At 73.0% G+C, this 25573-nt stretch carries 27 protein-coding genes and 1 riboswitch; of the genes, 8 read left to right on the forward strand and 19 right to left on the reverse strand.

Features of this window, described 5'->3' with window-relative positions; translation table 11 throughout:
• The first annotated feature begins 50 nt into the window (after nucleotides 1-50).
• On the forward strand, nucleotides 51-326 hold the full coding sequence (locus ACSMHG_RS14425; protein WP_435746293.1) for a DUF3253 domain-containing protein: 276 nt from the start codon (nucleotides 51-53) through the stop codon (nucleotides 324-326).
• Here ACSMHG_RS14425 and ACSMHG_RS14430 read toward each other — a convergent pair.
• From ACSMHG_RS14430 to napA, 12 genes are all read right to left on the reverse strand, one after another.
• Nucleotides 323-853 carry a nucleotidyltransferase family protein gene (locus ACSMHG_RS14430; protein ID WP_435746295.1) on the reverse strand — a complete coding sequence of 177 codons (531 nt, stop codon included), beginning with the start codon at nucleotides 851-853 and terminating at the stop codon, nucleotides 323-325. The genes ACSMHG_RS14425 and ACSMHG_RS14430 overlap by 4 nt on opposite strands.
• A gap of 7 nt (nucleotides 854-860) precedes the next feature.
• Nucleotides 861-1502 carry a hypothetical protein gene (locus ACSMHG_RS14435; RefSeq protein ID WP_435746297.1) on the reverse strand — a complete coding sequence of 214 codons (642 nt, stop codon included), beginning with the start codon at nucleotides 1500-1502 and terminating at the stop codon, nucleotides 861-863.
• A complete protein-coding gene (locus ACSMHG_RS14440; RefSeq protein ID WP_435746299.1) occupies nucleotides 1499-2041 on the reverse strand; it encodes an RNA polymerase sigma factor in 543 nt (180 codons plus the stop codon). The genes ACSMHG_RS14435 and ACSMHG_RS14440 overlap by 4 nt, the downstream gene beginning before the upstream one ends.
• A 96-nt stretch (nucleotides 2042-2137) precedes the next feature.
• The gene (groL, locus tag ACSMHG_RS14445; RefSeq protein ID WP_435746301.1) at nucleotides 2138-3766 is read right to left on the reverse strand and encodes a chaperonin GroEL; all 1629 of its coding nucleotides are present in this window, start codon (nucleotides 3764-3766) and stop codon (nucleotides 2138-2140) included.
• Between the two features lie 193 nt (nucleotides 3767-3959).
• The gene (locus ACSMHG_RS14450) at nucleotides 3960-4814 is read right to left on the reverse strand and encodes an ATP-grasp domain-containing protein (protein WP_435746303.1); all 855 of its coding nucleotides are present in this window, start codon (nucleotides 4812-4814) and stop codon (nucleotides 3960-3962) included.
• Between the two features lie 3 nt (nucleotides 4815-4817).
• Entirely contained in the window at nucleotides 4818-5345 is a 528-nt protein-coding gene (locus tag ACSMHG_RS14455) for an NUDIX hydrolase (RefSeq protein WP_435746305.1), read from the reverse strand.
• Nucleotides 5342-6505 (reverse strand): hypothetical protein, encoded by a 1164-nt coding sequence (locus ACSMHG_RS14460; RefSeq protein ID WP_435746307.1) that lies wholly within the window; start codon nucleotides 6503-6505, stop codon nucleotides 5342-5344. Before ACSMHG_RS14460 ends, ACSMHG_RS14455 begins: the two co-directional genes overlap by 4 nt.
• Nucleotides 6506-6580: 75 nt before the next feature.
• Nucleotides 6581-6856 (reverse strand): MoaD/ThiS family protein, encoded by a 276-nt coding sequence (locus tag ACSMHG_RS14465; protein ID WP_435746309.1) that lies wholly within the window; start codon nucleotides 6854-6856, stop codon nucleotides 6581-6583.
• Nucleotides 6857-6912: 56 nt separating this feature from the next.
• Entirely contained in the window at nucleotides 6913-8205 is a 1293-nt protein-coding gene (gene thrC, locus ACSMHG_RS14470) for a threonine synthase (RefSeq protein ID WP_435746311.1), read from the reverse strand.
• Nucleotides 8206-8214: 9 nt separating this feature from the next.
• A riboswitch (SAM riboswitch) is annotated at nucleotides 8215-8359 on the reverse strand.
• Nucleotides 8360-8509: 150 nt separating this feature from the next.
• Nucleotides 8510-9352: a trehalose-phosphatase gene (otsB, locus tag ACSMHG_RS14475; RefSeq protein ID WP_435746313.1), complete on the reverse strand. Its 843-nt coding sequence runs from the start codon at nucleotides 9350-9352 to the stop codon at nucleotides 8510-8512.
• Nucleotides 9353-9419: 67 nt separating this feature from the next.
• Nucleotides 9420-9917 carry a LytR C-terminal domain-containing protein gene (locus tag ACSMHG_RS14480; RefSeq protein ID WP_435746315.1) on the reverse strand — a complete coding sequence of 166 codons (498 nt, stop codon included), beginning with the start codon at nucleotides 9915-9917 and terminating at the stop codon, nucleotides 9420-9422.
• 5 nt (nucleotides 9918-9922) lie between these two features.
• Nucleotides 9923-10243 carry a nucleoid-associated protein NapA gene (napA, locus tag ACSMHG_RS14485; RefSeq protein WP_435746317.1) on the reverse strand — a complete coding sequence of 107 codons (321 nt, stop codon included), beginning with the start codon at nucleotides 10241-10243 and terminating at the stop codon, nucleotides 9923-9925.
• Nucleotides 10244-10390: 147 nt separating this feature from the next.
• Between napA and ACSMHG_RS14490 the strand changes: the two genes are divergently transcribed.
• Complete coding sequence (locus tag ACSMHG_RS14490; protein ID WP_435746319.1) at nucleotides 10391-11410, forward strand: Gfo/Idh/MocA family protein; 1020 nt, start codon at nucleotides 10391-10393, stop codon at nucleotides 11408-11410.
• Between the two features lie 53 nt (nucleotides 11411-11463).
• The gene (locus tag ACSMHG_RS14495; protein WP_435746321.1) at nucleotides 11464-12900 is read left to right on the forward strand and encodes an alpha,alpha-trehalose-phosphate synthase (UDP-forming); all 1437 of its coding nucleotides are present in this window, start codon (nucleotides 11464-11466) and stop codon (nucleotides 12898-12900) included.
• Between the two features lie 19 nt (nucleotides 12901-12919).
• On the opposite strand, the gene ACSMHG_RS14500 is transcribed toward ACSMHG_RS14495, so the two are convergent.
• Nucleotides 12920-14476, reverse strand: a complete 1557-nt coding sequence (locus tag ACSMHG_RS14500) for a glutamate synthase-related protein (RefSeq protein ID WP_435746323.1) — start codon at nucleotides 14474-14476, stop codon at nucleotides 12920-12922.
• 39 nt (nucleotides 14477-14515) lie between these two features.
• Here ACSMHG_RS14500 and ACSMHG_RS14505 point away from each other — a divergent pair, with 39 nt between their 5' ends.
• From ACSMHG_RS14505 to ACSMHG_RS14515, 3 genes are read left to right on the forward strand one after another with little or no spacing between them, the layout of a single operon-like run.
• The gene (locus tag ACSMHG_RS14505) at nucleotides 14516-15670 is read left to right on the forward strand and encodes an alpha/beta fold hydrolase (protein WP_435746325.1); all 1155 of its coding nucleotides are present in this window, start codon (nucleotides 14516-14518) and stop codon (nucleotides 15668-15670) included.
• Between the two features lie 13 nt (nucleotides 15671-15683).
• A complete protein-coding gene (locus ACSMHG_RS14510) occupies nucleotides 15684-17063 on the forward strand; it encodes an MFS transporter (protein ID WP_435746327.1) in 1380 nt (459 codons plus the stop codon).
• The gene (locus ACSMHG_RS14515; protein WP_435746329.1) at nucleotides 17060-18535 is read left to right on the forward strand and encodes a pyridoxal phosphate-dependent decarboxylase family protein; all 1476 of its coding nucleotides are present in this window, start codon (nucleotides 17060-17062) and stop codon (nucleotides 18533-18535) included. The genes ACSMHG_RS14510 and ACSMHG_RS14515 overlap by 4 nt, the downstream gene beginning before the upstream one ends.
• Nucleotides 18536-18548: 13 nt before the next feature.
• On the opposite strand, the gene ACSMHG_RS14520 is transcribed toward ACSMHG_RS14515, so the two are convergent.
• A complete protein-coding gene (locus ACSMHG_RS14520; RefSeq protein WP_435746331.1) occupies nucleotides 18549-19187 on the reverse strand; it encodes a TetR/AcrR family transcriptional regulator in 639 nt (212 codons plus the stop codon).
• Nucleotides 19188-19294: 107 nt separating this feature from the next.
• Between ACSMHG_RS14520 and ACSMHG_RS14525 the strand changes: the two genes are divergently transcribed.
• Entirely contained in the window at nucleotides 19295-20020 is a 726-nt protein-coding gene (locus tag ACSMHG_RS14525; protein ID WP_435746333.1) for a uracil-DNA glycosylase, read from the forward strand.
• Here the strand turns inward: ACSMHG_RS14525 and ACSMHG_RS14530 are convergent.
• Both ACSMHG_RS14530 and ACSMHG_RS14535 read right to left on the reverse strand, forming a co-directional pair.
• Nucleotides 19980-21602 (reverse strand): succinic semialdehyde dehydrogenase, encoded by a 1623-nt coding sequence (locus ACSMHG_RS14530; protein WP_435746335.1) that lies wholly within the window; start codon nucleotides 21600-21602, stop codon nucleotides 19980-19982. The two genes, ACSMHG_RS14525 and ACSMHG_RS14530, sit on opposite strands and share 41 nt — an antisense overlap.
• A gap of 1 nt (nucleotide 21603) precedes the next feature.
• On the reverse strand, nucleotides 21604-23229 hold the full coding sequence (locus ACSMHG_RS14535; RefSeq protein WP_435746337.1) for a GMC family oxidoreductase: 1626 nt from the start codon (nucleotides 23227-23229) through the stop codon (nucleotides 21604-21606).
• A gap of 146 nt (nucleotides 23230-23375) precedes the next feature.
• Between ACSMHG_RS14535 and pdxY the strand changes: the two genes are divergently transcribed.
• Nucleotides 23376-24227: a pyridoxal kinase PdxY gene (pdxY, locus tag ACSMHG_RS14540; protein WP_435746339.1), complete on the forward strand. Its 852-nt coding sequence runs from the start codon at nucleotides 23376-23378 to the stop codon at nucleotides 24225-24227.
• A gap of 73 nt (nucleotides 24228-24300) precedes the next feature.
• On the opposite strand, the gene ACSMHG_RS14545 is transcribed toward pdxY, so the two are convergent.
• The 3 genes from ACSMHG_RS14545 to ACSMHG_RS14555 form a co-directional block, all read right to left on the reverse strand.
• On the reverse strand, nucleotides 24301-24429 hold the full coding sequence (locus tag ACSMHG_RS14545) for a hypothetical protein (RefSeq protein ID WP_435746341.1): 129 nt from the start codon (nucleotides 24427-24429) through the stop codon (nucleotides 24301-24303).
• Between the two features lie 63 nt (nucleotides 24430-24492).
• A complete protein-coding gene (locus tag ACSMHG_RS14550; protein ID WP_435746343.1) occupies nucleotides 24493-25155 on the reverse strand; it encodes a hypothetical protein in 663 nt (220 codons plus the stop codon).
• Nucleotides 25152-25573, reverse strand: a 422-nt coding sequence (locus tag ACSMHG_RS14555; protein WP_435746345.1) for a hypothetical protein, incomplete at its 5' end; no start/stop codon positions are given. The genes ACSMHG_RS14555 and ACSMHG_RS14550, both read right to left, overlap by 4 nt.

Raw genomic sequence — 25573 nt, forward strand, 5'->3', positions numbered from 1 at the left:
CGCGAGGCTACGACTCCGGGTGTTGGGCCCCGGTTGGTTGACTCGACCCCGTGGACGACAGCGAGCTGGGCGCCCGGCTCGAGCGGGGGATCCTCGACCTGCTCGACCGACGGGAGCCGGGCCGGACCATCTGCCCGTCCGAGGCGGCCCGGGCGGTCGGCGGGGAGGCCGACTGGCGGCGGCTGATGGCGCCGGCGCGCGAGGCGGCCGGCCGGCTGGCTGCGACCGGCGCGGTCGAGGTCACCCAGCGCGGCGAGGTCGTCGACGTCGCCGGCGCCCGAGGGCCGGTGCGGATCCGGCGGGTGCCGTCCGAGCCGCCGTCCTAGCGGGAGTCGACGTCCCGGCCCGTCGCCAGGTCGCCACACTCGACCAGGTCCACCTCGCGGACCGCCAGGTAGGGCTTGGCGCCCTCGTCGCCCGCGGCGCCGGCCAGCACACCGGCCCAGTGGTCGCGGCCCAGCAGCACGGGATGGCCGGGCCTCCCGCCGTACGCCGCGCGCGCCAGCGCCGCGGGTGCTGCGTGGGAGGCCACCCGCGCGACCACCGCGGCCGTCACGTCGGGCAGGTCGACCAGCGTGACCACGGCGGCGTCGGCGGCCGGGTCGGCGGCGGCCAGGCCGGTGCGCAGGGAGGCGGACATGCCGTCGGTCCAGTCCGCAGCCACGACGTGGTCCGCCCCGTGAGGCAGGAGCGCGACCGCCTCCTCGGCCCGGGCACCGAGGACCGCGGTGACCCGGTCGCACCCGCCCTGCGCCAGCGCGGCCACCGCCCGGGCCAGCCAGTCGTCGACCAGCGCCTTGGGGCGGCCCATGCGGGTGCCGGCACCGGCGGCGAGCACGAACCCGTGGATCATCCTCGACTCACCCGGCGAAGGCCTCGTCGTAGAGCGCCTGGAGGTCCTCGGTCGCCGGGCCGCTGAAGCCGCAGGCGGTGACCCGGCCGTCGGTCGCCGAGACGAGGTACCGCTCCCCCTCCCGGAAGTCGACCTCCCCCACGGTCGGGGAGAGGTCGCCGGACGGCGCGGCGACCTCGACGGTCGACGCCTCGGTGCCGGCGTAGGTCTCCTCGACCGTCAGCTCGACGACATCGTCGCCGACCTCCTCGACGACACCGAGGAAGGCGACCTCCTGCATGGCGAGGGCCCGGGCGTTCGGGATCATGCACCGACCCGCGCCCGCGCCCGGCGCCTCCAGGGTGAGCACGGCGGGCTGGGCCGCCGGGACCTCGCCCTCGGTCGGGGGCGTCTCCCCGTCACCACCGAGCGCGGCGGCGAGCGCCACACCGCCGATCACCACCACGGCGGCGGCCGCGGCCAGCCAGGTCAAGGGGTTCCTACGCTGCTGAGGGGTCTCGGACATCGCTGCCTCCAGGAGTCGGGCCACCCGGGTCGGGTCGGCCGGGGCGAGGGAGGAGGCGGGGTCCGCGGCCTGCAGCCGCGCCCGCAGCTGCCGGTCGTCGTGCTGCTCGTCGTGCCCGTCGTGGTCGTCGTCGCGCTGGTTCACCGCGCACCGCCCTTCCTCGACTTCTCATGTCCGGCACGGGCGCCGATCTTTCGCAGCTCCTCGGCGAGCCGCTGCCTGGCCCGGTGGAGCCGGATGCTCACCGCGTTCGGCGTGAGCCCGAGGACGGTGGCGATCTCCGAGGGACCGAGCTCCTCCCACGCCCACAGCCGGAGCAGCTCGGCATCGGCCGGGCGCAGCGCGGCCAGCGCCTCCTCGAGCGGGACGTCGACCGCCGCCTCGTCACCCGGGCCGGCGACCGACTCACGCGGCGGGTCGACGACCGCCACCCGGGCGGCGAGCCGGCGCTGGCGCCGGGCGCCGCGCTCGGCGTTCGCGAGCGCGTGGCGCGCCACGCCGTACGCCCACGGCAGCGGGTCCGGCGGCAGCTCGTCGACCCGTCGCCAGCAGACGAGCAGCGTCTCGGAGAGGACGTCGTCGGCCGTGGCCGCGTCGGTCCGCCGGGCGAGGTAGCGCCGCAGCGGGTCGACCAGACCGGGCGCCAGCGCCTCGAACCTGGTCCGGCGGCTCTCGGCATCCACGGTCCCAGCCTCGCACGGCCGCCGTGCCCGGGAACGGCAGCAGGGCCCCGCCGGAGCGGGGCCCTGCTGGTGGTGCGGGTCAGGAGTCGGCAGGACTCAGAAGTCCATGCCGCCCATGCCGCCGGACGGGTCGCCACCCATGGGGGCGGCCTTCTCCGGCTTGTCGGCCACGACGGCCTCGGTGGTGAGGAACAGCGCGGCGATCGACGCGGCGTTCTGCAGCGCCGAGCGGGTCACCTTGGCCGGGTCGATGATGCCCTCGGCGAGCATGTCGACGTACTCGCCGGTGGCCGCGTTGAGGCCGTGACCGGCCTCCAGGTTGCGGACCTTCTCCGCCACGACGCCGCCCTCGAGACCGGCGTTGATCGCGATCTGCTTGAGCGGGGCCTCGGTGGCGAAGCGGACGATGTTGGCGCCGACGGCCTCGTCGCCCGACAGGTCCAGCTTGTCGAACGCGGTGGCCGCGGCCTGCACCAGGGCCACGCCGCCGCCGGCGACGATGCCCTCCTCGACGGCCGCCTTCGCGTTGCGGACGGCGTCCTCGATGCGGTGCTTGCGCTCCTTGAGCTCGACCTCGGTGGCCGCGCCGACCTTGATCACCGCGACGCCGCCGGCCAGCTTGGCCAGGCGCTCCTGCAGCTTCTCGCGGTCGTAGTCGGAGTCCGACTTCTCGATCTCGGCGCGGATCTGGTTGACCCGACCGGCGATCTGGTCGGCGTCGCCCGAGCCCTCGACGATGGTGGTCTCGTCCTTGGTGATGACGACCTTGCGGGCCTGGCCGAGCAGCTCGATGCCGGCGTTCTCCAGCTTCAGGCCGACCTCCTCGGAGATGACCTGGCCGCCGGTCAGGATCGCGATGTCCTGCAGCATGGCCTTGCGGCGGTCACCGAAGCCCGGCGCCTTGACCGCGACGGACTTGAAGGTGCCGCGGATCTTGTTCACGACCAGGGTCGAGAGCGCCTCGCCGTCGACGTCCTCGGCGAGGATGACGAGCGGCTTGCCGGACTGCATGACCTTCTCGAGCAGCGGCAGCAGGTCCTTGACGTTCGAGACCTTGGAGTTGGCGATGAGGATGTAGGGGTCCTCGAGGACCGTCTCCATCCGCTCGGGGTCGGTGACGAAGTACGCCGAGATGTAGCCCTTGTCGAAGCGCATGCCCTCGGTGAGCTCGAGGTCGAGCCCGAAGGTGTTCGACTCCTCGACGGTGATGACGCCTTCCTTGCCGACCTTGTCCATCGCCTCGGCGATGATCTCGCCGACGGTGGTGTCAGCGGCGGAGATCGAGGCCGTGGAGGCGATCTGCTCCTTGGTCTCGACGTCCTTGGCCATGTTCAGCAGCTGCTCGGAGACGGCCTCGACAGCCGCCTCGATGCCGCGCTTGAGACCCATCGGGTTCGCGCCGGCCGCCACGTTGCGCAGACCCTCGCGCACCATCGCCTGGGCCAGGACGGTCGCCGTCGTCGTGCCGTCACCGGCGACGTCGTCGGTCTTCTTGGCGACCTCCTTGACCAGCTCGGCGCCGATCTTCTCGTAGGGGTCCTCGAGCTCGATCTCCTTGGCGATGCTCACACCATCGTTGGTGATGGTGGGCGCGCCCCACTTCTTCTCGAGGACGACGTTGCGGCCCTTCGGACCGAGCGTGACCTTGACGGCGTCGGCGAGCGTGTTCATGCCACGCTCGAGGCCGCGCCGGGCCTCCTCGTTGAAAGCAATCAGCTTGGGCATTCCTGCGATTCCTCACGCTGGAAGTTGCGGATCCGGCTCGATGGGCTGCCCGCGACGGACGGTCCTGCAGACCCGGCGAACCCTTTCTCGCCGGCGCGAACGAACCTCAGCTGACACCGCTCCGGTTTGTCACTCTCATGGTAAGAGTGCCAATGCCATGTTTAGCACTCGCACCCGTCGAGTGCAAGACGCCTCACAGCCGGTCGAGCTCCGCGACGACCAGGTCGGCGAAACGCCCCGCGAGCCCGGGGACGACGTCGAGGTAGAGCCCCGGCTCGATCAGCTCGAGCTCGCTGACCACCCACGCGCCGGCCAGCTCCACCAGGTCCACCCGCGCGTACGACGGAGCCGCACCGAGCCGCGCGGCCGCGGCTGCGACCGCCGCCCGGGCGACCTCGGCGCGGGCCGGGTCGAGCGGGGCCGGCGCCGCGTGGCCGCCGTACAGCTCGTGGACCCGGATCTCCCCGCCGGCCGGGCGCTTGTCCACCTGGCTGACCGGCACGCCGCCGAGCACGTGCACCGAGCTCTCCCCCGCCGTCCGCACCGACTCCACCAGCGGCTGCGCCACCCAGGGACCGGCGACCAGGCCCTCCAGCCGCGGGTCGTCGACCCGGTCGGCGACGACGACCCCGACCCCGCCGGCACCGGTCCGCGGCTTCACGACCACGGTCCCCCAGCGCTCGAGGGCGGCGGCCAGCGTGGGCACCAGCACCGGGTCCTCGACCAGCGAGGTCGGCACGGTCGCGACGCCGCCCAGGTCGAGCAGGTAGGCCTTGTCGGCGTTCCACGCGAAGGCGTCGGCCCCGTTGAGCAGCCGGGTCGACCGCTCGACCGAGCGCGCCCACGCCAGGAACTCAGCACAACGGCGGTGGTAGTCCCAGGTCGAGCGCACCGCGACCAGGTCGGCGGAGGCCCAGTCCACGGCCGGGTCGTCCCAGACCGCCCAGCGCGCCTCGACGCCCCGCTCGGCCAGCGCGGCGAGGAGCAGCTCGCCGCCGGCCTCACCGTCCGGGAGCAGGCAGAAGGTGGCCAGCAGTACCCGGGTCATCCGCTAGCACCAGCGGCCGACGAGCGCCGCACCAAGGCTGATGCCGTCGCAGATCTCGCCAGACTCGACCATCGAGCGGAAGCGGTGCCGGTCGACCCACCTGACCTCGTCGACCTCACCATCGGTGCCTGGATCGCCGGGGTCGTCGTCGTGGGCAACTGTCCCCGCGACGATCGCGACCGCCCCGGCGAGGAGCCCCGTGTCGGGATAGACGGAACCGATCGACCGACTGCCCTCCAGGACGAGACCGGTCTCCTCGAAGAGCTCGCGTGCCGCCGCCACGAGCGGGTCGCCACCATCCGAGTGGTCGGCGAACCCGCGTGGCAGCTCCCAACAGCGCCTCCCGATCGCGGGCCGGTACTGGCTCACGAGCAGCACTTCGTCGTCGCGCTCGGCGAGCACGACCGCTCCGGGCAAGGCGTTGCCGACCACGACCCGGTGCAGCTCCAGGCCGGTGGGCCCAGTCGCGCGCTCGACCCGGATCGGCGGCTCGGTCGTCCCCCACACGGTCACCCAGCCATCGCCGCTCACGTCGTCACCTGCATTAAGCCGCGGAGCCGGCCGACCCGCGCCGACCGCAGCCGCTCCAGGTCCGCCCACGGGACGGTCGAGAAGAACGCTGCTGCAGCCACGGTCATCGTGACGATTCGATCGCGCGCGCCCACCACGTCCGCGACAGCGATGTAGAGGGCGAGCAAGAGGACCACGGTGAGACGGACCCCAGCCCAGACCATGACCCGGGGACGGGGGGTCGGTTGCGCGACGACGGTTGACATCGCGTAGGTCAGGTCGGCCAGCGTCCGCCGGTCCGGTCGGTCGCGCCACGCTTGTCGAGCCGCGCGGGCCCGGTGAGCGCCCGCCTCGTAGACGGAGGTCGGCATCGCAGCCAGGTCGTCGAGCAGGCTTCCCCTCACAGCGAGGGTGGCCGGCGGCTTCCGGTGCAACGGCTGCGCGCCGGGGACGGGCCGCCTCTTCTGCGAGCCCGGCCCTCGTTCGCCACCGGCATGCGCACCAGCATCGATGCCACTGAACGAGAGCCACGACGCGTGGTTGGTGCGAGCCACCATCTGCAGGTAGGGCTCGTTCCACCACGCCCGCAGGGCGGTGGCCTGCTCGGGCGTGATCACCCCGTGCTCGGCCCGCGCGACAAGACCGTCCCACACCGCGGAGCGCGACAGACCATCCACCGGCACCGGATCCATCGACGGCTCCCGGTGAGCGCCGAGCACCGACGCGTCGACGTCCTGCGGCCACAGGTGGTTGCCGACCTGCGCCTCCAGCGCTCCTGTCGGAGTCTCGTAGGCGGCCGCTTCGAACCGCTGCTCTCCGAAGGCGTCCAGCCAGCGCTCTTGCCGCTCCTCGAGCTCGCGCCGGCTGAGGTCACCGGCTGCAAGCGCCGACCAGTGGAAGCCGCTGTCCGATCGCATCCGCGCCAGATCCGCCGAGAGCTTGCCGCCCTGGCAGATCGCGAGCACGGGGAGCTCATGGTCACAGCCGAGCAACCGGGCCAGGCCATCCGGCCCCAGCGCAAGGAGGTACCGCCCGTCGAAGAGCTGAGCCGCGGTGACCACGAGCAGTCCTTCGAGCAGCACAGCCGCACGCACCGCGCCGCCCAGCCGCCGTGCTGCTTCACGACTCCCCCAGGAGCGCCAGGCGTCTGCTTGCGCGACACTGTCGAGGTCCACGAGCATGACCCGCCGTGCGAGAGCGGGTCCGTCGTTCTCCCGGTGCGTCAGGTCACCTACCACGGCGCCGACCCTAGGGGATCAGCCACCCGCGACGGCGGGGATGACCGAGACCTGCGTGCCGTCCGGCGTGGGGGTGGCCAGGTCGTCGAGGAACCGGACGTCGTCGTTGCCGACGTAGACGTTGACGAAGCGGCGCAGCGCGCCGTTGTCGTCGAGGATCCGCCCCTTGATGCCGGTGTAGCTGCTGTCGAGGTCGTCGAGGACCTCCGCGAGGGTGCCGCCGGTCGCGGTCACCTCGGACTCCCCGCCCGTGTAGGTGCGCAGGATGGTCGGGATGCGGACGGAGACGCTCATGGTGCTGATCCTCTGCTGGTGGGTGGGTCCGACGGCCGGGCGCTCGGGCCGGGCGCTCAGGCCAGGCCGGTCGCGGCGAAGGCGGCGTAGGACGGGTCGATGGTCGCGGCCGGCGCCACGGAGCCGGAGACCGCGTCGAGCGTCTTGAGGCCGTGGCCGGTGTTGATGACGACGGTCTCGAGCGAGGTGTCGAGCTGGCCGGACTCGACCAGCTTCCGCAGCACGCCGACCGTGGTGCCGCCCGCGGTCTCGGTGAAGATGCCCTCGGTGCGCGCGAGCAGCACGATCGCCTCGCGCACCTCGTCGTCGGTGACGTCCTCGACCGCCCCGCCGGTCTGCCGGCACACGTCGAGCACGTAGATGCCGTCGGCCGGGTTGCCGATGGCCAGGCTCTTGGCGATCGTGTCGGGCTTGACGGGGCGGATCGCGTCGACCCCGGCCTTGTAGGCGACCGAGACCGGCGAGCAGCCGGCGGCCTGCGCGCCGTACACCTTGTAGGGCTTGTCCTCGACCAGCCCGAGCTTGATCAGCTCCTGGAACGCCTTGTGCACCTTGGTCAGCTGCGAGCCGCTGGCCACCGGGATGACGATCTGGTCGGGCAGCCGCCAGCCGAGCTGCTCGGCGATCTCGTAGCCCAGGGTCTTGGAGCCCTCGGCGTAGTAGGGACGGACGTTGACGTTGACGAACGCCCACCCGTCCTCCTCGCCGGCGATCTCCGAGGCGAGCTTGTTGACGTCGTCGTAGTTGCCGTTGACCGCGACCAGCGAGTCGGTGAAGACCGCGGAGTTGACCTGCTTGGGCTGCTCGAGGTTGCTCGGGATGAACACGACCGTCTTCATCCCGGCACGGGCCCCGGCGGCGGCGACGGCGTTGGCGAGGTTGCCGGTGCTCGGACAGGCGAAGACCTTGCTCCCGAACTCGCGGGCGGCGCTCAGCGCGCAGGCCACGACCCGGTCCTTGAAGGAGTTCGTCGGGTTGGTCGAGTCGTCCTTGACCCACAGCTTGGTCATCCCGAGCTCGGCGGCGAGGTTGCGCGCCTCCAGCAGGCGGGTGAAGCCCGGCTCGGTGTTCGGGCTGGTCTCGATGTCGGTCGGCACCGGCAGCAGGGCCTTGTACCGCCAGATGTTGCGGGGGCCGGCCTCGATCTCCTCGCGGGTGACCTGCGGGAAGTCGTAGGCGATCTCCAGCGGCCCGAAGCACTCGCTGCACGCGTAGTGCGGACCGAGCGGGACCTGGTGGCCACACTCGCGACAGGTCAGGGCCTTCGCGTTCCCGAAGGCACCCTCGCGGATCGCGGTGCCCTCGGCACCCTGCTCAGTGGTGGGCTCGACGGTGGGGACAGCGCTCATGATTCCTCCTTCTCATCTTCCCCGGGTCACGACGGTCGTGCCGGGCGGAATTGGCACCGTTACCGACGACCGACCCGGGGTGACCGGGGGCGGAGGCGCGTTGGCGGTTGCCGGGACTTCACAGGGCCGTTCCCTCTGTCCCTCTGGATGAGCTGGGAAGAACTGTACGGCGGTGTCTCACCATGTGCACATCGGGCCCACCATGTGGACGCGCGGGCACCACCAGGCCGCTGGGTGGCAGGAGATTTCCCGACTCGACGGCGAGGAGTCCCGACTCGACGGTCAGAAGTGACGACTCAACGGGTCAGCGGGTGGCGCGGGCGTCGGCGGTGAGCTGCCGCAGCAGGTCGAGGACCCCGTCCGGGCCGTCGACGACCACGTCGGCGAGCTCGACGAGGGCGTTCTCCTCCTCGGAGGCCGAGCAGACCAGGAGCGTGGGCATGCCGCCGTCGGCCATCGTCCGCAGCGCCTTGAACGCCGGCACGTCGCCCAGGTCGTCGCCCGCGAAGAGGAACGCCCCGGCGCCGACCTCCTCGGCGAGCACCTCGACCGCCTTGCCCTTGTCCATCCCGGGGGCGCGCACCTCGATCACGTGCCGGCCGGGCTCGACGGCCAGGCCGTTGCGCCCGGCCAGGTCGCGCAGGACGGGGAGGAGCCGCTGGTGGGCGCCCTGGGGGTCGGGCAGCCGCCGGGTGTGGACGGCGTGGGCGAGCCCCTTGTCCTCCACCCACGCCTCGGCCGCGTCGGCCTCGCGCAGCGCCCGCGGCAGCTCACGCAGGAACGTCGACAGGCCGGCCGGCGGGCGGGGCGAGACGATCCGGCGCCGCTCGGAGGACCACCGCTCGTTGCCGTACTGGCCGAGCACGAACAGGTGCTTGCCGGCCGCCGCGACGTCGGCCCCGACCTCCTCGAGGCCGCCCAGGTCGAGCGCCTGGCGGGCCGGGCGCCCGGTGACCACCGCGATCGCGGCGACCTCGGCGCTCAGCTCACGCAGGACCTGGCCGGCGTCGGGGTGGACGTGCGCCTTCGTCGGGTCCTCGACGATCGGCGACAGCGTGCCGTCGAAGTCCAGGCCGACCACGGCCCGTGACGCCGCGCGCACGAGCGCGGCGTACCTCTGCTCTCCCTCGGCCGAGGTGAACTCCATGGCACCACCCAACCAGAACGCCGGCAGCGCGGTCCTCGCGGGCCGCCCCGCAGGCGCCCGGGCAGGCTCAGTCGAGCGCGCCGGTGAGGATGACGGTGAGCCGGTCCAGCCGCATCGGGTCGACCGCCGGGGCGGTCCGCTCGATGCCCAGGTCGAGGGCGAGCAGCTTGGCCGCCCGCTCGAGCCGGGCCGGGTAGTAGACAGTGGTGGCCGGGATCGTCCCGTACCAGTTGTCGGAGCCGACGACCTGCCAGCCGGCCCGGCCGGCGCTGTCCGCGACGGTGCCCGCGAGCCCGGTGATCCCCGAGTTGTTGTAGACCTCGACGTAGACCTTGCCGCGCTCGATCGCCGGCGGCTTCGGCTTCTGCTTCTTCTTCTCGGGCGCCGCGCTCGGCGTCGGCGTCGCACTGGGCGTCGCCTCACGGGAGATCGTGGTGATCTCCTTCTCGGTGGGCTCGCCGCCGCGGGTCGCGACGAACGCGACGGCGGCCATCGCGACCGCGATGATGCTGAGCATCACCACCGGCGAGGGGAAGACGATGCCGCGCTGGTCCCGGTGGCGCATCGCGCTCAGACCTCGAAGCCGAGCCGGCGGGCGGAGCGCTGGCGCTGGCGCTGGGACCGGAGGCGGCGCAGCCGACGGACGAGGAGCGGGTCGGCCGCCAGGGCCTCCGGGCGGTCGATGAGCGCGTTGAGCACCTGGTAGTACCGCGTCGAGCTCATGTCGAACTTCTCGCGGACCGCGGTCTCCTTGGCGCCGGCGTACTTCCACCACTGGCGCTCGAACTCGAGGATCTCGCGGTCGCGGTCGCTCAGGGCCGGCGTGGCCGCAGCCTCGTGACCGGCCTCGTGACCGGCCTCCTGGCCGTGGAGGGCGTTCGCGGCGTCCATGCGCAGTCTCCCGGTGTCCGATGGTGTCCGATGGTCGTCCGCGCACCACTGTAGGCGACGAACGACATCGATGTCATTCGGATCGCCGGGTCCGCCCGGCGCGTCATCGGCGGCGTCGCCCTCGGACGGTGTGCCAGGCTCCCCGGCGTGACCGAGACCATCCGTTGGGGCGTGCTGGCGCCCGGCAAGATCGCCCGGAGCTTCGCCGCCGACCTCGCGCTCGTGGAGGACGCGGCGATCGTGGCCGTGGGGTCCCGGCGGCTGGAGTCGGCCCGCGCCTTCGCCGAGGAGCACGCCCGGGCGCACGGCTGCGAGGCACCGCGCGCGCACGGGTCGTACGCCGCGCTGGTGGCGGACCCCGACGTCGACGTCGTCTACCTCGCCAGCCCCCACGCGTTCCACCTCGAGCACGCGCGGATGGCCTTCGCGGCCGGCAAGCACGTGCTGTGCGAGAAGCCAGTGACCCTCACCCTGGCCGACGCCGAGGAGATGGTCCGCCTGGCGACCGAGGCGGACCGGTTCCTCATGGAGGCGATGTGGACCGCGTGCCACCCGCTGGTGCGTGAGCTCGCGGCCCAGCTGGGGTCGGGCCGCTTCGGCACGCCGCGGCACCTGCACGCGGAGCTGGGCTTCCGGGTCGACGCCGACCCCGGCGACCGGATGCTCGACCCGGCGCTGGGCGCGAGCGCCCTGCTCGACATGGGGATCTACCCGTTGACCTTCGCGCACCTGCTGCTCGGCGAGGCCCAGGAGCTGACCGCGACCGCCGCCCTGTCGGACCGGGGCATCGACCTCGACGTGGCCGTCGCAGGGCGCTACCCCGGCGGCGCGCTGGCCTCGATGTCGGCCTCGATGACCTCCTGGTCCTCCCGCGCGGCGGCCATCGCCACCGACCTCGGACGCATCGACGTGCCGCAGTTCCACCACCCGACCCGCGCCACCTTCACGCCGTACGGCGACGGCGGGCGCCACGACTCCGCCGAGCCGGTCGAGATCACTGCCGACGAGCAGGTGGTCGGCCGGGGCTACGGCAACGAGATCGCGGAGGTCGGCCGGTGCCTGCGGGAGGGGCTCCGCGAGAGCCCGTGGGTGCCGCACGCGCAGACGCTGCTCCTGATGGGGCAGCTGGACTCGCTGCGCGAGCAGATCGGCGTCCGGTTCGGCTGAGGACCTGGCCGACCCGTGGCGTGGGGCGGGGAGCGGTTGTGCGCTCCCCTAGGGTGGGCGGCGTGTCAGCGGATCTGGTCGTCGTCGCGAACCGGCTGCCCGTCGATCGGGTGCACCTGGCCGACGGCACACCCGGGTGGAGGCGCTCGCCCGGCGGCCTGGTGACGGCCATCGAGCCGGTGATGCGTGCCAACGACGGCACCTGGATGGGCTGGCCCGGCGGCACGGACCAGGGCATGGAGCCCTTCGAGGACGACGGCATGAAGCTGGTGCCGATGTCGATGACCCGCGAGGAGATCGAGGGCCACTACGAGGGCTTCTCGAACGGCACCCTGTGGCCGCTCTACCACGACCTGGTCGCCAAGCCGGAGTTCCACCGCGAGTGGTGGGACGCCTACGTCGCGGTCAACCGGCGCTTCGCCGAGCGCGCCGCGGAGCTGACCTCCGAGGGTGCGACGGTGTGGGTGCACGACTACCAGATGCAGTTGGTGCCGCAGATGCTCCGCGACCTACGGCCCGACCTGCGCATCGGCTTCTACCTGCACATCCCCTTCCCCCCGGCCGAGCTGTTCCAGCAGCTGCCGTGGCGCCGGCAGATCCTCGAGGGCCTGCTCGGCGCGGACCTGGTCGGCTTCCAGCTGCCCGGCGCGGCCCAGAACTTCATCCGCCTGGTCCGCCAGCGCGTCGGGCACAAGACGCACCGCGACCTGGTCTACCTGCCCGACGGCCGGACCGTGCGGGCCAAGGCCTTCCCGATCTCCATCGACGCCGCCGGCTTCGAGTCCCTCGCGCGGTCCGAGCCGGTCGCCGCGCGCGCCGAGGAGATCCGGGCGGCACTCGGCAACCCGCGCAAGGTCTTCCTCGGCATCGACCGGCTCGACTACACCAAGGGCATCTACGCCCGGCTCCGCGCCTTCGCCGAGCTGATCGCCGACGGCCACCTCGACGTCGAGGACGCGGTCTTCGTCCAGGTCGCCGTCCCCTCGCGGGAGCAGGTCGAGCAGTACCGCATCCTGCGCGACGAGATCGACCGCCTCGTCGGCCGGATCAACGGCGACCTCGGCCGCATCGGCCGGCCCGCCATCAGCTACCTGCACTCCTCCTACCCCCGCGAGGAGATGGCGGCGCTCTACCGGACCGCCGACGTCATGGTCGTGACGCCGTACCGCGACGGCATGAACCTGGTCGCCAAGGAGTACGTCGCGTGCCGCTTCGAGGACACCGGCGCCCTCGTGCTCTCGGAGTTCGCCGGTGCCGCCGACGAGCTGCGGCAGGCGTGGCTGGTCAACCCCTACGACATCAACGGGATGAAGTCGGCGCTGCTCGACGCCTACCACGCCGACTCGCGGGAGACGACCCGGCGGATGCGGGCGATGCGCCGGACGGTGACGCAGCACGACGTCGCCGCCTGGGCCGACTCCTTCATGTCCGAGCTCGGCGAGATCCCCGGCTCGCACGGGAAGGCCGTGCGTCCCGCCCGGCGCTCCTGACCCTCCCCGCCCTCGACGGTCAGGTCCGCACGGGGTGCCGGTCGTCGGGCAGCCGGCCGCGCATGAGGTCCTCGACCGTGGCGGTCACCTCGGGGCCGGGACAGCCCCAGCCCGGTTCGTAGCCGTAGAGCTCTCCCAAGGAGGTGGCGCACCGGGTGCCGTCGAGGAGGTCGATGTCGCCGGGTCCCATCAGCGCCGGGTGCACCACCCCGACCGCCTCGGACACCTTGAGCAGGTCGCGGCGCAGCGAGCGGACGTACGTCGCTGCGCGGACCGACTTCAGCTCCGGGTCCAGCCCGCGCACCAGCCACGGGTCCTGGGTCGCGACGCCCGTCGGACACGTGTCGGCGTGGCACTTCTGCGCCTGGATGCACCCGATCGAGAGCATGGCCTCCCGGCCGACGTTGACGCCATCGAGCCCGAGCGCGAACGCCACCACGGCGTTCTCGGTCAGCCCCAGCTTGCCGGCGCCGAAGAACGTCACCTCGTCGTGGAGCCCGGCACGGGCGAACCGCTTGTAGACCTCGGTGAACCCGACCCGGAACGGGTAGGCGACCGAGTCGGCGAAGACCAGCGGGGCCGCGCCGGTGCCACCCTCCCCGCCGTCGATGTTGACGAAGTCGACCCCTCGCTCCCGCGACGACATGAGGCTGACCAGCTCGTCCCAGAAGTCGAGGTCGCCGACGGCCGACTTGATCCCCACGGGGAGCCCGGTCTCGCTCGCGAGCAGCTCGACGAAGTCGAGCATCGAGTCGACGTCGGAGAAGGCCGTGTGCCGGCTCGGCGAGGCGCAGTCCTCGCCGGCGGGGATCCCCCTGGTCTCGGCGATCTCCTCGCTCACCTTGGCGCCGGGCAGCATCCCTCCGAGGCCCGGCTTGGCGCCCTGCGACAGCTTGACCTCCAGCGCCCGCACCGGCGCCGAGTCGACGAGCGCCTTGAGCCGGTCGAGGTCGAAGCGGCCCTCGGCGTCGCGGCAGCCGAAGTACGCGGTGCCGATCTGGAAGATCAGCTCCCCGCCGTTGCGGTGGTACGGCGAGAGCCCGCCCTCGCCGGTGTTCTGCAGGCAGCCGGCCATGGCCGCGCCCTTGTTGAGCGCCTCGATCGCCCGGCCGGACAACGACCCGAAGCTCATGCCCGAGATGTTGACGACCGAGCCGGGGCGGAACGCCTTGGCCCGGCCACGAGGGCCGCCGAGCACCTTGCCCATCGGCAGCGGCACGCCCTCCTCGGCGTGCCGGTCGGTGGTGGCGCCCGGACCGGTGAACGTCCGGTGCTTGATGATCGGGTAGCCGACGTCGCGCTCCACGTCGTTGTCGGTGCCGAAGCCGAAGTAGGTGTTCTCCCCCTTCGAGGAGGCGTAGACCCACCGGCGCTGGTCGCGGCTGAAGGGGCGCTCCTCGTCGTTCGACGTCACGATGTACTGCCGCAGCTCGGGGCCGAAGCGCTCCAGCTGGAAGCGCAGGTGGCCGACCACCGGGAAATTCCGGAGGATCGCGTGCTTGCGCTGCGTGACGTCGTGGGCGGCGACCGCCCCGAGGGCAGCGGCACCGGCCGTGGCGAGCTTGGTCCACCTCATGCCCTGTGCGGTACCCGCTGGCGCAGGTACCTTCCCCCCATGGACCTCGTCCCCAAGCCCGACCAGGTCGTCTCGGCGGCCGGGAACGTGGCGCACAAGGTGCTCTACGGCGGCCTGGCCGACCTCCGGCCGATGCCGCGCACGCTCATCGACGAGGGCACCCTGCGCCAGCTCTACCACTACCGTCCGCGAGCGACCGTCCGGGAGCAGGGCGACCCGGTGCTCCTCGTGACCCCGCTGGCGGCGCCGGCCATCTGCTTCGACCTGCGGCGGGGCTGCTCGCTGGTCGAGCACCTGCTGGAGGGCGGCCGGCCGACGTACCTCGTCGAGTACGGCCAGGTCTCCTTCCGCGACCGCTCGCTCGGCATGGAGCACTGGGTCGACGAGGTCGTGCCGGCGGCGGTCCGGGAGGTGTCCGCCCACGCCGGCGGCCGCCCCGTCCACGTCGTGGGATGGTCGCTCGGCGGGATCTTCACCCTGCTGACGGCCGCGGACCACCCCGACCTGCCGATCGCGTCGCTGACGGCGGTCGGCACGCCCTTCGACGTCTCGCAGGTGCCGATCGTGGCACCGTTGCGGCCGCTGCTGAACCTCAACCGCACCGACGGCCGTGGCGCGGTGACCCGCGCCTACCAGGCGATGGGCGGGGCGCCGGCCCCGTTGGTGCGGTGGGCCTTCCAGCTCTCGTCGTTCCAGAAGCTGGTCACCAGGCCGCTCGCGGTGGCCACCCACCTCGACGACACCGACTTCCTGGCGCAACTGGAGGCCGTCGACCGGTTCACCGCCAACATGTACGCCTACCCGGGCCGCAGCTTCGGCCAGCTCTACCACCGCTTCGTCAAGGGCAACGTGCTCAGCACCGGCGAGGTGGAGCTGGGCGAGCGCACCATCCGGCTGGAGTCGATCACCCACCCGACCCTGGTCTTCGCCGGCGCGAACGACGGAATCGCGCCCGTCTCGGCCGTCCGGGCGCTGCTGCCGCACCTGTCCTCCGCCGAGGAGGTCCGCTTCGAGATCGTGCCCGGCGGCCACCTGGGGATGCTGACCGGCCGCCGCGCCCGCGGCACGACCTGGCAGGTGCTCGACGAGTGGCTCGAGCAGTGGTCGGACCGGGAGGCGCCGGCCCCGCCGACGCTCGGCACCAGCCGCTCGCGGCGCTACGGGTCCGCGGGCTCCCGGTCGCTGGGCCGCTGACGTGGCCGGCGACGTGGCCCGTGACCTGAGCGGCGACCTGGCCGTCCACCTGGCCGGCCACCCGACCGGCGCCCCGCCGGCGCCGGGGCCGCTCCCCCAGGGCGTGCGGATCGGCTACGGGTCGGGATCGGTCGCCACCGGCGCGTTCGGGACCGTGCCCGGGCTCATGCTGCTGCCGTTCCTCACCGACTCGCTCGGCATCACAGCGCTGCTCGCAGGCGTCATCGTCTTCCTGCCCAAGGCCTGGGACGTGGTCCTCAACCCCGTGGCCGGCCGGATCAGCGACCGGACCGTCGACCCGAGGGGCCCGCGCCGACCGTGGCTGCTGCGGGGTGGCCTGCCGCTGGCGGCCACCTTCGCGCTGATCTTCGCGGTGCCCTCGATGGCCACCGGTCTCGAGGCGGCCTGGGTGCTGGCCTGCTTCCTGGCCTGCGCGTCGGCGTACGCCTTCTTCCAGGTGCCCTACGTCGCCATGCCCGCGGAGCTCACCTCCTCCTACGACGAGCGCACCCGGCTGATGACCTGGCGGGTGGTCATCCTGGCGTCGACCATCCTGGTCGCCGGCGGCACCGCTCCCCTGATCCGGGACGCGGTCGGCGGCCGTGACGGCTACCGGGTCATGGGCGTGGTGATGGCGCTGGTCATCCTGGTCGGCGTGCTGGCGTCCTACGCCGGCACCCGACGGGCACCGGTGGCCGCGGCGCAGCCGGGCGCCGGCACGCTCCGCGACCAGCTGCGGATCGTCGCGACGGCCCGCGACTTCCGGCTGCTGCTCACGACCTTCGTCGTCCAGGCGCTCGCGACCGGGGCGATGCTCGCCGGCGTCGACTACCTCGCCGGCGACGTGCTGGACAGCACCGCCGCCAGCACCGTGCTGTTCCTCTGCTTCGTCGGCCCCGCCCTGCTCCTCACCCCGGTGTGGTCGGCCGTGGGCCAGCGGGTCGGCAAGAAGCGCGGGTACGTCGCGTCCTCGCTCCTCCTCGCGCTCGGCGCGGCCGGGTCGGTGGTGGCCGACTCCGCGCCCGCCGCCGCCGTCTACGCCGCGGTGGCGCTGGCGGGGGTGGGGTACGCCGGGTGCCAGGTCTTCCCGATGGCGATGTTGCCCGACGCGGCGGCGGTCGACGCCCGGCGCACCGGCAGCAACCGGGTCGGCGTCTACACCGGCGTCTGGACCGCGGGCGAGACCCTCGGCCTGGCGCTGGGTCCCGCCGTCTTCGCGCTCGTGCTCGCCGTGGGCGACTACCAGTCCTCGACCGGCGGGGCGGTGAGCCAGCCCGGGAGCGCGGTCACCGCCATCGTCCTGGGGTTCTCGCTGCTGCCCGCCCTGCTCGTGCTGGTCAGCCTGGGTTGGCTGGCCCGCTACACCCTCGACGCCACGGAGGTCGACGCGTGACCGATGCATCCCCGGCGACAGCCCAGGAGACCCTCGCCGCCCTCCACCGGATGCAGCAGGACGACCTCCCGGTGCACGGCGGCCGCACGCTGGCCTACGTCTACGACTCCGGGCTCGCGGAGGTCGACCGGGTCGGGCGCGAGGCCGTGGCGGCGTACGCCGGGTCCAACGGGTTGGACCCGGCCGCCTTCCCGAGCCTGCTGCGGATGGAGAACGACCTGGTCGGCTTCGCGGCCCGGCTGCTGGACGCGCCGGGGTCCGTCGTCGGCACGGTCACCTCCGGGGGCACCGAGTCGGTGCTGCTCGCGGTCCAGGCCGCGAGGGACGCACGCCCCGACGTGGCCCGGCCGACCATGGTGCTGCCGGCCACGGCGCACGCCGCCTTCCACAAGGCCGCCCACTACTTCGGCGTGGAGGCGCGGCTGGTCGCTGTCGGCGCCGACTTCCGTGCCGACGTCGCGGCCACCGAGGCCGCCGTCGACGACAGCACCGTGCTCGTGGTCGCCAGCGCACCGTCGTACGCCCACGGCGTGGTGGACCCCGTCACCGAGCTCGCCGCGCTGGCCGCCGCCCGCGGCGTGCGCTGCCACGTCGACGCCTGCATCGGCGGCTGGGTCCTGCCGTACGCCGCCCGGCTCGGCCGGACCGTCCGCCCGTGGACCTTCGCGGTCGAGGGGGTGACCTCGATCAGCGTGGACCTGCACAAGTACGGCTACGCCCCGAAGGGCACCTCGCTGCTGCTGCACCGCACGCCCGAGCTACGTCGGCCGCAGCTCTTCGCGTCGGCGGCGTGGCCGGGCTACACGATGCTCAACGCCACCCTGCAGTCGACGCGCTCCGGCGGCCCGACGGCCGGTGCCTGGGCGGTCGTGCGGACCCTCGGCGACGCCGGCTACGAGCGGCTCACGGCCGACGTGCTCGAGGCGGTCGACCGGATCGTGGCCGGGCTGGCCGACGTCCCGGCCCTGCGGCTGGTGGTCGCACCCGACTCCACCCTGGTGGCCCTGGCCACCGACGGCACCTGCGACGCCTTCACGGTCTGCGACGAGATGGCCGCCCGCGGCTGGTACGTCCAGCCCCAGATGTCCTACGGCGAGCAGCCGCCCACCATCCACCTGTCGGTGAGCGCGGCGACCCTCGGCTCGGTCGAGGACCTGCTCGCGGCGCTCCGCGACTCGGTGGCCGCGGCCGTCGCGGCGGGGCCGGTCGTCGTGGACCCGGGCATCGCCGACTACATCCGGTCCCTGGACCCGGCCACGTTGAGCGACGCGGACTTCGACGGCCTGCTGGCCGCCTCCGGACTCGTCGGCGAGGGCGGAGAGGGCCGGGACGGCGAGCTGGCGCTGCCGGAGCGGATGGCGGAGGTCAACGCGATGCTCGACCTGGCCTCGCCCGCGATGCGCGAGGCGCTGCTGCTGACCTTCCTCGACCGCCTCAGCCGACCCGACCCTGTCTGGCCCAGCACCGGCTGACGCGTCCGACGCCTCACGACCGCGCGTCCAGGGAGCCGGCCTTCTCGAGGTAGGCGGTCACCAGCTGGATCCCTTCCTCGATGGTCTCCGCGTCGCCGTGCAGGTCGTGCTCGAAGGCCAGCTGGAAGACCCGGTCGCCGACCTCGACCGCCAGCTGGACGACCCGAGGCGTGAGCCCCGGTCCGGCGAGGCCGGTCGAGCGGGCATGGTCGAGGAGCGCGGCCGCCACCTTGGCGTTGTGCTCGCGCCCGAACCGGTGCACCGCGACGTTGGTGCGTCCGCGCAGGTAGAGCACGACGAAGGCGGAGCGCCGGTGGTAGACCGAGACGAACGCCTGCATCACCGTGCGCACGAGCACCGGGATCGACGGCTCCTCGAGGGCCGCCACGTCCGCGGCCACCTGCTCGTCCATCTCGGCCATGTCGCGCTCCGCGAGCGCCAGCAGCACGTCGTCGCGGTCGGCGAAGTACTGGTACAGCGAGGCCACGGGGACCCCGGCCGCCTGGGCGATGTCGCGCGTGGTGATCGAGTCCACCCCGCGCTCGACCACCAGCCGGGCCGCGGCGTCGAGGATCCGCGCCACCCGACGTCGACTCCGCTCCTGGGTGGGCACCCGGCGAGGAGAGGTGGGCCCGAGGGTCTCGGCAGGCACAGCCCGGACTGTAGGGCGGCACCCGGATCGGACACGATTCTAGAGCTGTGGTGCACGTCGCCTCCCTCACCGCGACCTCGTGCCGGTCGTCCCCTAGCCTCGGGCGGGTGAGCGCGCTCGCCGGACTCCTCGCCAAGGGCCTCGTCGCCCCGGACTGGGCGGAGGCGCTCGCCCCGGTCGACGGGCGGATCGCGGCGCTGGGGTCCTTCCTGCGCGAGGAGGTCGCGGCCGGCCACGGCTACCTGCCGGCCGGCGACCACGTGTTCCGGGCCTTCGCCCGCCCGATGGCCGACGTCCGGGTGCTCGTGGTGGGCCAGGACCCGTACCCGACGCCCGGGCACCCGATCGGGCTCAGCTTCGCGGTCGACGCCCACGTGCGGCCGGTCCCGCGGTCGCTGGCGAACATCTACACCGAGCTCCGCAGCGACCTGGGGATCGAGAGCCCCGAGCACGGCGACCTCACCGCCTGGGCCGACGCCGGGGTCATGCTGCTCAACCGGGTGCTGACGGTCCGCCCCGGCGCCTCCGCCTCGCACCGCGGTCGCGGCTGGGAGGAGGTGACGGCCTGCGCCATCGAGGCCCTGGTGGGCCGGGGCGGGCCGCTGGCGGCCATCCTCTGGGGCCGGGACGCCCAGGGCCTCAAGCCGATGCTGGGCGCGACCCCGTCCGTGGAGTCCGTGCACCCCTCGCCCCTCTCGGCGAGCCGTGGCTTCTTCGGCTCGCGGCCCTTCAGCCGGGTGAACCGGCTGCTCGAGGAGCAGGGGGCTCCGGGGGTCGACTGGCGGCTGCCGGTCAGCGGATCCGCGTGCGGCGCATCATCTTCAACCCGGTGAGCATCCCCTTGACGTACTCGTCGTAGTCCTGCCCGGGCCGCGCGCCCATCACCTGCTTCTTGAGCACCGCGAGGTTCTGCACGTCGGTGTACTTCAGCAGGCCCTGGTCGCCGTGGCGGGCACCGACGCCGGACTGCTTGACGCCTCCCGACGGCGTGCCCTTGGACGCGTAGGCGGTGGCGAGCGAGTCGTTGACGTTGACGTTGCCGGCCTGGATCCGCGCCGCGACCTTGGTGGCGCGGTCGAGGTCGGCACCCCACACGGAGGCGTTGAGGCCGTAGTCGGTGTCGTTGGCCAGGGCGACCGCCTCGTCGACGGTCCGGTAGCGGTGCAGCGCCACGACCGGGCCGAAGGTCTCGGTGCAGCCGGCAGCCATGTCCTTGGTGACGCCCTCGAGGATCGTCGGCTCGAAGAACGCCGGGCCGATGTCGGGCCGCGGGTTGCCGCCGGTGACCAGCCGGGCGCCCTTGGCGAGGGCGTCCTGCACGTGACCGTGCACGCGCTGCATGTGGTCGACCGAGACCAGCGACCCGAGGTCGGGACCGAAGTCGTACGCCGCGGCGAGCCGCAGGCCCTCGGCAGCGGCGACGAAGCGCGCCTTGAGCTCGTCGTACCGGCTCTCGGGGAGGTAGATGCGCTCGATGTGCATGCAGATCTGGCCGGTGTTGCCGAAGACCCCGAAGAGCGCGCCGTTGACCCACTCGTCGACGTCGACGTCGTCCAGCACGATCATCGGGTTCTTCCCGCCGAGCTCGAGGCAGCAGCCGATGAGGTTGCGCCCCGCCCGCTCCCCGATGACCCGGCCGGTCGCGGTCGAGCCGGTGAACATCACGTAGTTCGCACGGTCGATGAGCGGTGGACCGACGTCGGGACCCTCGCCGCAGACGACCTGGAAGAGCCCCTTCGGGAGGCCCGCCTTCTCGAGCAGGGAGATGCCGTAGAGCGGGGACAGGGCGGTCTTGTTGTCCGGCTTGAGCACGACGGCGTTGCCGGCCATCAGCGCCGGGATCGCGTCGGACAGGCCGGTCGCGAACGGGAAGTTCCAGGGCGCGATGATGCCGACGACGCCCTTGGGCTGGCGGATCTCGGTGGAGGTGGAGACCAGCGGGACCGGGCCGCCGCGCTTCACCGGGGCCAGCAGCCTCGGCGCCCGCTTGAGGTAGTGGCTGATCACCATCACCGGGTCGCAGGTCTCCTCGATGGCCATCCGGCGGTTCTTGCCGCTCTCGGCCTGGATGAGGTCCGCGGTCGTGTGGGCGTGCTCGACCAGCAGCGCGTGCGCCTTCTTGAAGACCTTGAGCCGCTTGCGCAGCGGCCAGGCGGCCCACTCCTGCTGGGCCGACCGAGCAGCGGCGAAGGCGCGCTCGATGTCGGCGGGCGTCGACTGCGGCAGCTCGACCAGGGTCTCCCCGGTGTAGACCTCGGTCAGCGACCACGTCGCACCGCCGGACCCGGGCACCCGCTCGACCAGGCCACGGAGGAAGGTGTCGGTCAGCGAGGCCGGTCGTGGCGGTCCCGCGGGGGCCGGGCCGGCGCCGGAGGCGGTGCCCGTGGTGGTCGGCCGGTCGGCGGTGGCGGTCATCTCAGGCCCTCCCGAGGACGAGGTCGGCGCCGCGCTCGCCGATCATGATCGCGGGCGCGTTGGTGTTGCCGCCGGTGATCGACGGCATGATCGAGGCGTCGCAGACGCGCAGCCCCTCGACGCCGCGGACCTTGAGGTCGGGCGTGACCACGGCGAGCTCGTCGACGCCCATCCGGCAGGTGCCGACGCCGTGGTAGACCGAGGTGGCCCGGTTGAGGATCGCCTGCCGCAGCTCGGGGCCCCGGAGGTCCTTGCCGGGGTGGATCTCGTCCTTGACCGAGCCGCCGAACGCGGCGGCGCCCATGATCTCGCGCACCAGCTCCGAGCCCTCCGCCAGCAGGTCGACGTCGGCGGACTCGGCGAGGTACTGCGGGTCGATGAGCGGCGCCGCCGTCGGGTCGGCCGAGGCCAGCCGGAGCGTGCCCCTGCTGCGGGGGTAGATCAGCGTGGTGAGGACCGTCAGCGCCGGCAGCGGGGAGACCTCGTGGCGGACGGGGGCGTCCTGGTTCGGGGAGACGTAGCTCCAGGGCAGCAGGTGCAGCTGGAGGTCGGGCACGTCGGTGGCCTGCGAGCTCTTGAGGAAGGCGAGCACCTCGAAGACGGAGTTGGCGAGGAACGTCGAGCCGGGCCGCAGCACCTCCCTGGCCACGCCCTTGGCGAAGAAGAACGCGTTGCCGCGCATCCTGGACGACGTCGCGTGGAAGGTCATCGCGTGGAACATGTGGTCGTGGAGGTTGTCGCCGACCGGCAGGTCCGCGACCACGGGGATGCCGTGGTCCTTGAGGTGCTGGGCGTGGCCGATGCCCGAGAGCATGAGCAGCTGGGCGGACCCGACGAAGCCGGCCGAGAGGATGACCTCCTTGCCGGCACGGATCGTGCGACGGCTGCCGTCCCTGTCCTGCACCTCGACGCCGGTGGCGCGACCGTTCTCGATGACGACCTTGGTGACCAGCACCCGGGTCTGGACGTCGAGCGTCGGCGGCGCGAGGTGGTGGATGTAGCCGCGGGAGGCGCTGTAGCGCAGGCCGTCGGCAGCGTTCTGCTGCATCCGGCCGACCCCCTCCTGCGAGGCCCCGTTGTAGTCGTCGAGGATCTTGCAGCCGACCGTGTCGGCGGTCGCCTGGAGGAACTGCAGGGACCCCTCCTGCGGAGCCTTGTTGCGCGTGACCCGGATGGGGCCGCCCGTGCCGCGGAAGGCGTCCTCGCCCCCCTCGTAGTCCTCCATCCGCTTGTACGCCGCGTTCACCGAGTCTGCGTCCCAGCCGGTGCAGCCCTCCGCGGCCCAGGCGTCGTAGTTGGCGCGGTTGCCGCGGACGTAGACCATGCCGTTGACCGAGCTGGAGCCGCCGAGCACCTTGCCGCGGGGGACGGGCATCTTCCGGTCCAGGAGGTGCTTCTGCGGCACCGAGTAGTAGCCCCAGTCGTTGAGCCGCTTGATCTTCGGCTCGGCGTGCATCGGGCCGATCATGCCGGGCTTCTTGGTGAGGAACTGGTCGTCGCTCTTGCCCGCCTCGAGCACGATGACGCTCGCGCCCGACTCCGCGAGCCGGCCGGCGATCGCGGCACCGGAGCTGCCGGAGCCCACCACCACGTAGTCGGCTTCGTTCTTCTGGACCTTCTGTGCCATCTCGTCCCCTGCTGGTGGTCGCGCTCGCGCGGCGGCTCGGGCCGGGCGCGTCACATACTGCCGGAATGTGTCGGCGCCCACAGTAGGGCATAACTGTAACTCGTTCTAGTTTGCTCGACCACGCGTCGGACGGTTGGATCAGCGGGATGAAGATCCTCTCGATCCAGTCCTCGGTCGCCTACGGCCACGTCGGCAACTCCGCGGCGGTCTTCCCGCTGCAGCGGCTGGGTCACGAGGTCTGGCCGGTGCTGACGGTCCACTTCTCCAACCACACGGGGTACGGCGCCTGGCGCGGCCCGCTCCTCGCGCCGGCCGACGTGGCCGACGTCATCGCCGGCATCGAGGACCGCGGCGTGCTCGGCGAGGCCGACGCCGTCCTCTCCGGCTACCAGGGCGACCCGGCGGTCGGCGCGATCATCCTCGACACGGTCGCCAAGGTGAAGGCGGCCAACCCCGAGGCGGTCTACTGCTGCGACCCGGTCATGGGGGACGTGGGACGCGGGATGTTCGTCCGGCCCGGCATCCCGGAGTTCATGCGCGACACGGTCGTCCCGCAGGCGGACGTGCTGACGCCCAACCACTTCGAGCTCGACTTCCTCGCGGGCCGCACCACGCGCTCGCTCGCCGAGGTGCTGGAGGCGGTCGACGCCGTCCGCGAGCGGGGCCCCCGTGACGTGCTGGTCACCAGCGTGCTCCACGACGAGGTCGCGGAGGGGTTCCTCGACGTCGTGGCGGTCTCGGACGCCGGCGCCTGGGTCGTCACGACGCCGCTGCTGCCGATCAGCCCGAACGGCTGCGGCGACGTCACCGCAGCGCTCTACCTGGCCCACCTGCGCTCGACCGGGTCTCCGGCCGAGGCGCTGTCCCGGACCACGTCGTCGGTCTTCGCCGTGCTGGAGGCGACCATCGCGGCAGGCACCCGCGAGATCCAGCTCGTCGCTGCCCAGGAGGCCATCGCGACCCCGCCGGCGTCGTTCGAGGTCCGTCAGGTGCGGTGAGCACCCGGCGGCCCTGGTGTGGTTGCTGTTGCTGTGGTGCTGCTGGCTGGGTGCTGGCTGGTCTGTGCTGGGCTCAGCCCAGCATCAGGAGCGCGGCCAGGAAGGCCAGCGCCGGGACCAGCCAGAGCATCGCCAGCGCCACCATCGTGTCGCGGCCGTCGGCGGCCGCGGCGGTGCTCGGTGCGGACGTGTTCGCTGCCATGAAGGAATCACTCCCCGGATCGGTTGAGGAGCAGATACCCGGTCCGGGCGCGAACCATGCCGGTCAGCGTTGTGACGAGGCCGACGTCCGGGTCTCCTCGACGAGCTCGACCAGGCGCTGCGGGTGGACGTCGAACCCGACGACCGGCACCGACACCGGCTCCCGCCAGCGCTGGCGGTGGCCCAGGAGGAGGTACCTGTCGTCCGCGTCGACCGCCACCTCGCCCAGGTCGGGCCAGGGGACGTGCTCCTCGCGGCGACCGCCGCGGTAGCGGATGCCGGAGCGGTCGAGCTCCAGCCGCCACGCCCGCCGCCCGCCCCACGCCAGGCGTGCGGCCGACGGGATGCTGAGCACCACGACCGCCACGAAGCCCACCGCACGCCGGTTGGACTCCTCGTCGGGGGCGAGCACGAACTGGACGGTCACGGCACCGACGCCGAGCAGGGTCGCGCCGTACGCGACGGCGAGCAGGCGGGCGATCGGGCGCGCCGCCTCGATGACGACGGGGAGACCGGCACCGGGATCGAACGTCTCGGACGGCCGCCGGACACGCCGGACGAGCGACCACAGGCAGCAGCAGGCCACCAGGGTGGCGGCACCGAGGAGGCGCATCGCGCCCTCGGCGAAGGCGGCGAGGACCAGGCCGGGGCCGCCGAAGAGCGCGAGCAGGAGGAGGCCGCGGCGACGGAGGTCGGCCCGGAAGGCCCGGGGCCTGCCGGCGCTCATCCCGGCACCAGCCGGTCGAGACCGTCCTCGAGGAACCTCTTCCCGGCGTGCCATGCGTCGGCGGCCGCCTCGTCGACCTCCTCGGTGAAGCCGTCCGGCAGCCGGCGCCACACGAACCCGGCTGTCTCGGAGGCGACCACCGCCCCCGCGCCCGCGGCGAGCGCGGGCACCACGATCGGCGCGCCGGCCGACACGAGAGCCGCCGCACCGACAGCTCCGGCGACGCCCGCAGCGGTCGAGACGACCGTCTCGGACGGGGAGGCGCCGTCCCGGATCTTGTCGGCAGCCACCACGACGTCGACCGCCGTCCCGACCGGGCCGAGCACCCTGGCCGCCCGGCGGGCGTCGTCGGCGAGGTCCACCGCCCGGCCGGCCGCCCGCTCGAGCGCCCGGCGCTGCTCCCGGGCCTCCGGCCGCC

The sequence above is a fragment of the Nocardioides ureilyticus genome (assembly GCF_051280745.1).
Lineage (GTDB): Bacteria > Actinomycetota > Actinomycetes > Propionibacteriales > Nocardioidaceae > Nocardioides.